This window comes from Collinsella sp. AM12-1, assembly GCF_003472325.1.
Lineage (GTDB): Bacteria > Actinomycetota > Coriobacteriia > Coriobacteriales > Coriobacteriaceae > Collinsella.
In genome coordinates this window covers 1-10,096 of record NZ_QRLS01000029.1, presented here as the reverse complement: position 1 = coordinate 10,096, position 10,096 = coordinate 1, and the positions used below count along the sequence as shown (strand labels likewise).

The following is a 10,096-nucleotide window of genomic DNA, read 5'->3' as shown; positions in this document are numbered from 1 at the left end:
CATCGACGTCTTCAATACAGAAGATATCAGTGCGGAATGTTCCGGAGGGAAGCCCCCGTCACGCCCCCGGATTCCCTGCGTTTACGGCCTTGAGGTCGGCGTGGGCGGAGGACTTGGTTGTTGGGAATACGTGTCCCGGTCGCTGTTTCGCGGCTTTGCCGCGAAAGGCGCGCCGCTTTGGGGCGAGTGGAGGATGTGGTTGTTGCAGTGGCTTGTCCCCTTCGCTGTTTCGCGCTTTGCGCGAAAGGCGCGCTACTTTGGGATGGGTGGGGAACGTGGTTGTTGTGGCAACTGATCCCCACCACAAATTACCCTCGGCATACTTGCGCGAACGATTGCTCGTGCTACACTTGCAAGTGCTGTTTCAGGGCGGGGTGGAATTCCCCACTGGCGGTAAATCGGGCGGTGCCAAAGGGGTGCCGCGGAGCAGGCGAGGCGTCTGCGACCGAGCCGATGAGTCCGCGACCCGAGCGTGTGTTGGTTCGCATGCCGGCTGAACTGGTGAGATTCCAGTACCAACGGTTAGAGTCCGGATGAAAGAGGCAGGTGATCTTATGTCTGAACAGTCGCAGCATATCCATTTTGAGAACACGAATAGGTGGAGCACCAAACAGCTCGTTACCATGGCGCTGATGTGCGCCTTGGGCGCCCTGTTTATGTACGTGCAGCTGCCCATTCTTCCCTCGGCGCCGTTTTTGACGTATGACCCGTCGCTGGTGCCGGCGATGGTGTGCGGTTTTGCGTATAGCCCTGGCGCCGGCACTGCTGTTGCCGCCATGGCGATCGTTATCCATGCGCTCACCACGGGTGACTGGGTCGGCGCGCTTATGAACCTGGTTGCCACGCTGGGCTACATTCTGCCCGCGGCTATCGTCTACCAGAAGATGCATACCTATAAGGGTGCCGTGATTGGCCTAGCGCTCGGCGTCATTGCCGCTACGGCGTTGTCTATGGTCGCAAACCTTACCATTGGTGTTTGGTTCTGGTATGGCTCGGTCGATGTGATCGCCCCGCTCATGATTCCCGCCGTGCTGCCGTTCAACCTTATCAAGACTGTCCTTAACTCGGTATTGACGCTTGCAGTGTACAAGGCGGTCTCCAACCTCATCACGCCTAAAAAGGACCAGGTCAAAGGCCGCGCATGATTGAGTGTCGGGGCGTTTCCTTTAGCTATGACGGTGCCGTACCGGCACTCGACGGCGTCGATCTGAACATCGAGGACGGGGAGTTTTTCTGCATCCTCGGTGGCAATGGATCGGGCAAGTCGACGTTTGCCAAGCATCTGAATGCACTGTTGCAGCCCGATGCGGGCACGGTACGCATCAACGGCATGGATGCGTCCGACCCCGAGCTGGTCTACGACATTCGTTCGACCGCGGGCATGGTATTCCAAAATCCAGATGACCAGCTGGTGGCAACGCTTGTCGAAGATGACGTTGCGTTTGGTCCCGAAAACCTTGGCGTGCCATCGGCACAAATTGCGCAGCGGGTACGCGAGGCGCTGAAGGGCGTGGGCCTGGTGGGCTTTGAGCGCCACGAGACCCATGCGCTTTCGGGCGGTCAAAAGCAGCGTGTGGCGCTTGCCGGTGTGCTCGCCATGGAACCGCGCGTGCTCATATTGGACGAGGCTTCTTCAATGCTCAATCCGCGTGGACGCAAGGGCCTCATGAAGGCTTGCCACGCGTTGCACGATCGCGGCATGACCATCGTGATGATTACGCACTTTATGGAAGAGGCCGCCGAGGCCGATCGTGTCGCGGTATTTCGGGCGGGGCGCGTTGCCATGCTCGGTACGCCCGAGGAAATCTTGACACGGGCGGACGAACTTGCGCAGCTCAACTTGGATATGCCGGCGTCGTGCTGCTTGGGCACGGCGCTTCGTGCGAAGGGCGTGCCCGTTCATGCGCAGGTGCGCGAGGTGGATATGGTCGCCGAGATTGCGCAGGCATATGCCGACCGGAGTGGGGAAGACACCGCAGGGCGGCCTTCTGCATCCGATTCTCGTGTGCTCGACAACGCCTCCTCTGCAACCGACGGGACAGCCGCGTCGGAGCCCGTCATCGAGATTTCGCACCTCTCGCATAGTTACTCGCTGAGCGCCCGCGAGCGCCGCCGCTGGCATAAGCGCTCGGCCACTGCGGGCAAATCGAACAAACAGGCCCTCTGGGGAAACGACCCCAGCAGCCCGTGGGCGCTGCGCGATGTATCGCTGGCGGTGCGTCGCGGCGAGTTCCTGGGCTTGGCAGGTCATACCGGTTCGGGTAAGTCGACGCTGGTCCAGCATCTCAACGGTTTGATTCGCCCCCAGGAGGGATCCGTTCGCGCGCTGGGGCTCGATCTGTCAAACAAGAAAGACGCCGCTACGGTTAAGGCCAAGGTTGGCGTGGTGTTTCAGTATCCCGAGCGCCAGCTATTTGCCGAAACCGTGGCGCAGGACGTGGCGTTTGGTCCGCACAACCTTGGCCTGCCACAAGACGAGGTCGCACGCCGTGTCGCATCATCGCTTACGCGCGTGGGCCTCGATCTTTCCACGGTCGGCGACAAGAGTCCCTTTGAGCTTTCGGGCGGTCAGCAACGGCGTGTGGCATTCGCCGGCGTGCTCGCCATGGAGCCCGAAGTCCTGGTGCTCGATGAACCCATGGCGGGGCTCGATCCGGCTGCGCGCAGGGATTTCCTTGAGCTTATCGATCGACTTCACCGCGATGGCCTGACCGTTGTCATGGTTTCGCACAGCATGGATGACCTGGCCAATTGCTGCGACCGTATCGTCGTAATGAACGAAGGCGCGGTGTTTGCCGAGGGAACCCCCGCGCAGGTGTTTGCGCGTGCCGATGAGCTCAAGTCGATCGGCTTGGGCGTTCCCGCCGCCCAGCGTATGGCGCTGGCGCTTACGGAGGCGGGCGTGCCGCTGCGTCGCGGTGGGCTCTATACGGTTGAGTCGTTGGCCGACGAGTTGGCAGATTTGCTGATCGGTCGCTCAGACGGTCCTTCTAACGTCGCGGACATTGCTAAATCCAAGACGGTCGCGCGAGAGGAGGGCTGCTAATGGAGGCGTTTTCGTTTGGCAGCTACTATCCCGGCGATAGTGCGATCCACCGCCTGGACCCGCGAACTAAGTTGCTCTTGGGCTTTGTGTTTCTGATCACGACGCTCACGGTCAGCAGCTTCCGCGGACTGGCCCCGGTCGCAATCTTCGTTGTCCTGATCTATACCGTGTCCCGGGTGCCGTTGCGCCGGGTCCTATCATCGATGGCACCATTGCTGGCGATTGTCGTGGTGGTCGCAGTGCTCAACCTGTTTTCCGACCAGAGCGGGCGCATTCTGTGGCAGCTTGGCTTTTTGCAGATAAGCGAGGGCTCGCTGCATTCCGCCGCCTTTATGGCGTGCCGCCTGAGCTTGATGATGGCCGGCATGAGCGCCATTACGCTCACCACGCCTACGCTCGACCTCACCGCGGGCTTTGAGCGTCTGCTCGCACCGTTTGCGCGCGTGGGGCTCCCTGCGCATGAGCTCGGCATGATCATGGGCATCGCGTTGCGCTTTATGCCGCAGTTTGCCACCGAGATGAAGCAGACGGCGGACGCGCAGGCAAGCCGCGGTGCACGCGTAACGGGTGGCCCGCTCGGCGGCGTGCGTATGCTCGGCAGTGTGGCGATTCCACTGTTCACGGGCGTGTTCCGTCATGCCGAGACGTTGTCTGCCGCCATGGATGCACGCTGCTATCACGGCGAGCAGGGCCGCACGCGTCTGCATGCACTTGCATTTCGCCGCGGGGATGCGCTGGCTGCGGTTGTGACGATGCTGCTGTTTGCGTGTGTCATCGTCGTCAACCTTCAACTTGTTTAGGCGCGATTCGAGCGCAAGAAAGGGGTCCCTATGACCGACAACGACCGCACGGCTCAGCTTGAGCGCGCCTGTTCGTATCTCAGGCGCATTCCGGCGTGGTATCTGGCCACGACCGATGTGACCGACGGGCATCAGCCTCGCGTGAGGCCGTTTTCGTTTGCCATGGTCGATGACGGTAAGCTGTGGTTTTGCACGTCGCGCGACAAGGATGTGTGGGCGGAGCTGAGTGCGAATCCCAAGTTTGAGCTCTCGGGCTGGAAGCCGGGGGAATGTTGGATCGTGTTGACCGGCGAGGCCGCACTTGAGGACGACGCGGTTGCGAGCGACAAGGTGCGTCAAGCGGGTTTTAAGCACATGGTGGGCATCGGCGAGGAACACGAGAGTGCCAACGACGGCCGCCTTGCTTTCTTTTCGGTCCGCAACATTGCCGCGCGCTTCTGTGATATCGACGGCAGCGAGGAGCGCCTGGAGCTCTAGAGCGTCTCAAATTAACTACCCGTTCCGAATTAGCTAGCGCCAGGAGGACACATGGACGGATTGAATACGGTGTTGGAGTATCTGACGTCGGTGCCGGCATGGTATTTGGCGACGAGCGTTGACGGACAGCCTCATGTGCGTCCGTTTTCGTTTGCGCAGATCCAGGACGGCAAGCTGTGGTTTGTAACAGCGCGCACCAAAGATGTGTGGCAAGAGCTGCTGCAAAACCAGCGCTTTGAGGCCACGAGTTGGTGGCCGGGCCATGGCTGGCTCATCTTGCGCGGGCGTGCCGGCTTGGATGACCGGGCTTTAGGCGAAATGCGCGAAGCTGGGTGGAAGCATCTAGAGCGCCTGGGCGAGCACTATGAGGGGCCTAACGATCCCACGCTCGTCTTCTTTAGCGTGGAGGAACCCGAGGCCTTTATCTGCAACCATGACGAATGGGTGCCGGTCGAGCTCTAAACGAGTCTCTCAGCAAGCTTCGACAATTCAAATTCTCGCATGTAGCGGGCCCCACATTGCAACGTCACCGCAAGGCGCACTGGGCAATATGGGGTCCGTGTTTATTTGTCAACTCCTTTGAGTGAATGTGTCGTGACTGTTTCAATGCATGAATATGCAAAAGATTTGCGTATAAATGCATCTTCTGGTGCTAAAGTTTCAACCTACTTCATAACGACGGCTGCAGGATGCGTATTGGTGCATAACTGCAGACAAGGAGTCTGATATGTCTGTAAAGGTTGGAATCGTCGGTGCGGCTGGATATGCCGGCGCCGAGCTCATTCACCTCGTCCTCGGTCATCCCGAGTTTGAACTTGTTGCCATTACGTCCAACGCCGATGCCGGCCAGCCGCTGTCTGCGGTGTACCCGAGCTTCACCGGCGTAAGCGATCTTGCCTTTACGACGCATGATGCCCCCGAGCTCAAGAACTGCGACGCGGTCTTTTTGGCCGTGCCGCACACGGCCGCCATGGCACAGGTGCCCGCCTTGCTTGCCGCGGGAGTCTCCTGCATTGACCTCTCGGCCGACTATCGCCTGAGCGATCCGGCCACCTTTGAGGCCTGGTATGCCGCCGAGCACACGAGCCCCGAGCTACTCAAGAGCCGCGCCTTTGGTCTGCCCGAGCTATTCTGCCAGGATTTGGAGACCGCTGCATCCGACCACGCCGACGGCAAGCCCGTACTGGTCGCCTGCGCCGGTTGCTATCCCACCGCAACGAGCCTTGCCGCCGCGCCTGCCGTGCGCGCCGGCTGGGTTGCCCAGAGCGGACCCGTGATCGTTGACGCTATCAGCGGTGTAACGGGTGCCGGTAAGTCCTGCAACGCCCGTACGCGTTTTTGCAGTGCAGACGAGAACCTGGAGGCCTATGGCGCAGGAAAACATCGCCATACGCCCGAGATCGAGCAGATTCTTGGCCTAGCCGACCACATCGTTTTCACCCCGCACCTGGCACCGCTCAAGCGCGGTCTGCTCTCTACGGTGACGATGCCGCTTACGCCGCAGGCTATCGATACCTTGACCCTTGAGGATGTCGTCGACCATTACAGACAGTTCTACGCCGGTCGCACCTTTGTGCGCGTGCTCGATGCCGGCGAGCAGCCCAAGACGGCCTCGGTCGTCGGCACCAATGCTGCCCAGATCGGCCTTGCACTCAACAAGCGCGCGGGCGTGCTGGTGGCGACGGGAGCGATCGACAATCTGTGCAAGGGTGCTGCCGGTCAGGCGGTCCAGTGCGCCAACATCGTCTTTGGTTTTGACGAGCGACGAGGCTTGCCCACAGTGGCGTGCCCGGTGTAGCACATTCGATTGTTAACGATTTGGTAGTCGGGCATCGAGTGGGGCGCCACTCTTAAGCTGGTCTCATGATTGTGGCTGGCATGGCGCACCAACCGATGCCCTTTTTTGTTTGACATAAGGAGTCATAAAGACGATGAATACCGAGCTGTTTGATATCAAGATTCGCGCCGTCGAGGGTGGCGTTACGGCTGCGGCTGGTTTTAAAGCTGCAGGCATCCACGCTGGGTTCCGCAAGAATCCCGAGCGCCTGGATTACGCGCTCGTCGTGCCCGATAAACCCTGTCCCGGTGCCGGCGTGTTTACCACCAATCGCTTTTGCGCGGCGCCCGTGCAGGTGAGCCGTGCCCACCTGGGCGGTGCCGACAAGGGCTACGGTATCATCGCCGGCGTTTCGGTCAACTCTGGCAATGCCAACGCCGCCACGGGTGAGACCGGTCTTGCCTGCGCGCGCGAGACCTGCAACATCGCCTCGCAGGTCATCGGCTGCGAGCCCCAGCAGATTCTGATTGCCTCCACGGGTGTGATTGGCCAGATTCTGCCGATCGACACGTTTGAGACCGCCATTCCTGCTGCCTACGAGGCGCTCTCCGCCCACGGTGGCGCCGATGCCGCTCGCGCCATCATGACGACCGACACGCACTCCAAGGAGTACGCCGTGTCCTACGTCAGTGAGGCTGCGGGTCATGCGAGCAATGTCTATACGGTAGGCGGAATGTGCAAGGGCTCGGGTATGATCATGCCCAACATGGCCACCATGATCGCAGCTATCACCACCGATGCCCCCGTCGAGCCGGCGGCACTTCATGCCCTGCTGCTCTCGACCGTCAAGCAGACCTTTAACAAGGTAACGGTCGATTCCGACACCTCGACCAACGACACCTGCATCATGCTTGCCTCCGGTGCCGCTGCCGCAGATGCCGAGCCTATCGTCGAGGGCTCCGATGCTTTTGACGAGTTGGCATTTGCCGTGCACGAGGTGTGCGAGAGCCTGGCGCGCAATATTGCCGCCGATGGTGAGGGCGCATCCAAGCTTGTTACAGTCAACGTTACCGGCGCCGTGAACGACGAGGAGGCCGATATCGCCGCCCGTGCCGTTGCCAACTCGCCGCTCGTTAAGACCTGCATCGCCGGCCACGACTGCAACTGGGGCCGCGTTGCTATGGCGCTTGGCAAGTGCGGCGTGAAGTTTAATCAGGAAGACGTTTCCATCGACATGATGGGCATGCCTGTCTGTCGCGACGGTCTGACTGTTCCCTTTGACGAGGACGAGGCTCTACGACGTTTCGAGGCGCCCGAGATCGTGATCTCGGCCGACCTGGGCGCAGGCGACGCGGCAACGACCGTGTGGACCTGCGACCTCACGCATGAGTACATCTCCATCAACGGCGACTACCGTTCCTAGATTCCGGGCACGCTGCGCATCTTGCCGCGATTGCGGACAGCGGAGCACGGCGCGATAACGATATGAAAGACGAGGCAGATTATGAAATTCGCACGCGATTGTCGTTCGAGCGAATCCAACGAAGCAACCGCGCAGCTGCTGTTCGAAGCGCTGCCGTGGATTAAGAACCTGACCGGCAAGACGGTTGTTATCAAATATGGCGGAGCCGCCATGGTTGATGAGCAGCTGCGCCGCGACGTGATGAGCGACATCGTTTTGCTCAAGATCATCGGTATGCGCCCCGTCATCGTGCACGGCGGCGGCAAGGCTATTAACGAGGCGCTGAGCCATTACGATATTCCCGTCGAGTTTAAGAACGGCCAGCGCGTGACCACGCCGGCGACGATGGATATCGTGCGCGAGGTGCTGGGCGGCAAGGTTAACCAGGAGCTGGTTGCTGCCATCAACCACCACGGCAACCTGGCCGTGGGCGTGTCGGGCAGCGATGCCGGCACGCTCATCGCCGAGCCGCTCGACCCCGAACTCGGCCGCGTAGGCAAGGTCACGCACGTTAACACCGACTATATCGAGCGTCTGCTCGATAGCGAGTACATCCCCGTCATCGCTACCGTCGCGGCGGGGGAGGACGGCGGTTTCTTCAACATCAACGCCGATACCGCCGCCGGTGCCGTTGCGGCGGCGCTGCATGCGCATAAGGCGATCTTTTTGACCGACGTCGACGGCCTGTACAAGGACTTTAGCGATAAAGACTCACTCATCTCCAACCTAACGCTCGACGAGGTTAACGAAATGCTCTACGGCGGCGAGGTCGATAAGGGCATGATTCCCAAGCTGCGTGCGGCCGTCGATGCGCTTGCCGGCGGCGTATTTCGCGCTCACATCATCAACGGCACCACGCCGCATTCGCTGCTGCTGGAGCTGCTGACCGATGCCGGCGTCGGTACCGTGATCCATTCCACCGAGACGGCTTACGAGTTCGATACGCATCCGCATCCGCTTTCGACGTTTGCTGCGCGTCTGACCGAGAACCTCGACGAGGTCGAGAAGCTTCAGACGGTCTAACTGACTCGCAGCCGCCCCATTCCTGCACCCATAGGCCTGCGCCGTCTGGCGCCCAACGAAAGGCATCCCATGTCACTTGCAGCTCAGCAATCGCTTGAATCCCATTACGTTATGCATACCTTTGGCCGCTCTCCGGTCGAGTTTGTCGAGGGTCACGGCATGAAGCTCACCGGCGACGATGGTCGTGAGTACCTCGACTTTCTTGCCGGCATCGGCGTGTGCAGCCTAGGTCATGGCGACCCGGCTGTGCTCTCGGCGCTCGAGGCACAGACCAAAAAGCTCATGCATGTCTCCAATTACTTCTACATCGAGCAGCGTGGACAGGTCGCGGCGCTGCTGTCCAAGCTTGCCAACGACGACTTAGATGGTGCACGCGTGCTTGCCGATGCCATTGCCGCCGGCGATGAGACCACGGCAGCTGCTCTTGGTGCCCCGGCTGCGGATGAGCAGGTTTGGGAGACCTTCTTTGCCAACTCCGGCGCCGAGGCCAACGAGGGCTCGATGAAGCTCGCGCGCCTGTACGCCAAGCGTGCCGGTAACGGCGGCAACACTATCGTGTGCATGCGCGGCGGCTTCCACGGCCGTACGCTCGAGACCATTGCCGCCACCATGCAGGATTGGCTGCAGGATAGTTTCCGCCCGCTGCCGGGTGGCTTTGTGGCCTGCACGCCCAACGATATCGATGAACTGCGTGCGATCTTTAAGCAGCTGGGGAGCGAAATTTGTGCCGTGATGCTCGAGCCGATCCAGGGCGAGAGCGGTGTGCACCCCATGACCGAGGAGTTTATGGCGGCAGCGCGCGACCTGGCACACGAAGTGGGCGCCGTGCTTATCGCCGACGAGGTCCAGTGCGGCATCTTCCGCTCCGGCAAGCCGTTTGCATTCCAAGCCTATGGCGTGGAACCCGACATCATGAGCCTTGCCAAGGGCATTGCTGATGGCGTGCCCATGGGTGCCGTCGTGGCAAAGAAGGAGATTGCCGACGTGTTTAAGCCGGGCGACCACGGCTCGACGTTTGGCGGTAGCTGCTTGGCCATCGCGGCGTGTGCCGCGACGCTCTCCGCACTCGTGCGCGGCGATTATGCCGACCACGCTGCCAAGGTAGGCGCCTATATGGAGGCAAAGCTCGCCAAGCTGCCGAACGTGACCGAGGTGCGTGGCCGCGGCTTGATGCTCGGCTGCGATCTGGACGATACTGCGGGTGATGCACACGACGTTGTGGCCCGTGCATTGGGGGCTGGTGCCGTGATTAACGCTACGGGTGCCCATACGCTGCGTTTCCTGCCGCCGCTCGTCTGCGAGGAATCCGACGTGGACAGTCTGATCGAGATCCTGTCGGACGTTTTGGCCTAACACAGCGAAATAACTTAACTTTGACCGGGTTCCGGACTGCGGACGTGCCCTATGTGGCATGATTCAGCGGTCTGGAGCCCGTTTTGCCTTAGATTTGCTAAGGCGGGGAGACCTGCTGGGTGGCGCGCGCAGACGTGGTGTAAGAGCGTCCCGAGGTC

At 60.8% G+C, this 10,096-nt stretch carries 9 protein-coding genes and 1 riboswitch; all 9 genes read left to right on the top strand.

The window, feature by feature from the left end:
• Window positions 1-356: 356 nt before the first annotated feature.
• A riboswitch (FMN riboswitch) is annotated at window positions 357-549 on the top strand.
• A 5-nt stretch (window positions 550-554) separates the two neighbouring features.
• The 9 genes from DW136_RS09485 (at window position 555) to DW136_RS09445 (ending at window position 9,938) form a co-directional block, all read left to right on the top strand.
• Window positions 555-1,145 (top strand): ECF transporter S component, encoded by a 591-nt coding sequence (locus DW136_RS09485; RefSeq protein WP_117583127.1) that lies wholly within the window; start codon window positions 555-557, stop codon window positions 1,143-1,145.
• Window positions 1,142-3,046, top strand: coding sequence for an energy-coupling factor transporter ATPase (locus DW136_RS09480; RefSeq protein ID WP_118289485.1), 1,905 nt, complete (start codon window positions 1,142-1,144; stop codon window positions 3,044-3,046). Before DW136_RS09485 ends, DW136_RS09480 begins: the two co-directional genes overlap by 4 nt.
• Window positions 3,046-3,846, top strand: a complete 801-nt coding sequence (locus DW136_RS09475; RefSeq protein WP_055252301.1) for an energy-coupling factor transporter transmembrane protein EcfT — start codon at window positions 3,046-3,048, stop codon at window positions 3,844-3,846. Before DW136_RS09480 ends, DW136_RS09475 begins: the two co-directional genes overlap by 1 nt.
• Before the next feature lie 30 nt (window positions 3,847-3,876).
• Window positions 3,877-4,323 carry a pyridoxamine 5'-phosphate oxidase family protein gene (locus DW136_RS09470; RefSeq protein WP_117563813.1) on the top strand — a complete coding sequence of 149 codons (447 nt, stop codon included), beginning with the start codon at window positions 3,877-3,879 and terminating at the stop codon, window positions 4,321-4,323.
• Window positions 4,324-4,374: 51 nt separating this feature from the next.
• Window positions 4,375-4,785 carry a pyridoxamine 5'-phosphate oxidase family protein gene (locus DW136_RS09465; protein WP_117583125.1) on the top strand — a complete coding sequence of 137 codons (411 nt, stop codon included), beginning with the start codon at window positions 4,375-4,377 and terminating at the stop codon, window positions 4,783-4,785.
• Between the two features lie 265 nt (window positions 4,786-5,050).
• Entirely contained in the window at window positions 5,051-6,121 is a 1,071-nt protein-coding gene (argC, locus tag DW136_RS09460) for an N-acetyl-gamma-glutamyl-phosphate reductase (protein WP_117583124.1), read from the top strand.
• 133 nt (window positions 6,122-6,254) lie between these two features.
• A complete protein-coding gene (argJ, locus tag DW136_RS09455; RefSeq protein ID WP_199408861.1) occupies window positions 6,255-7,523 on the top strand; it encodes a bifunctional glutamate N-acetyltransferase/amino-acid acetyltransferase ArgJ in 1,269 nt (422 codons plus the stop codon).
• 81 nt (window positions 7,524-7,604) lie between these two features.
• On the top strand, window positions 7,605-8,585 hold the full coding sequence (gene argB, locus DW136_RS09450) for an acetylglutamate kinase (RefSeq protein ID WP_117583122.1): 981 nt from the start codon (window positions 7,605-7,607) through the stop codon (window positions 8,583-8,585).
• A gap of 69 nt (window positions 8,586-8,654) precedes the next feature.
• Window positions 8,655-9,938, top strand: a complete 1,284-nt coding sequence (locus DW136_RS09445) for an aminotransferase class III-fold pyridoxal phosphate-dependent enzyme (protein ID WP_117583121.1) — start codon at window positions 8,655-8,657, stop codon at window positions 9,936-9,938.
• The last annotated feature ends 158 nt before the right edge of the window (window positions 9,939-10,096 follow it).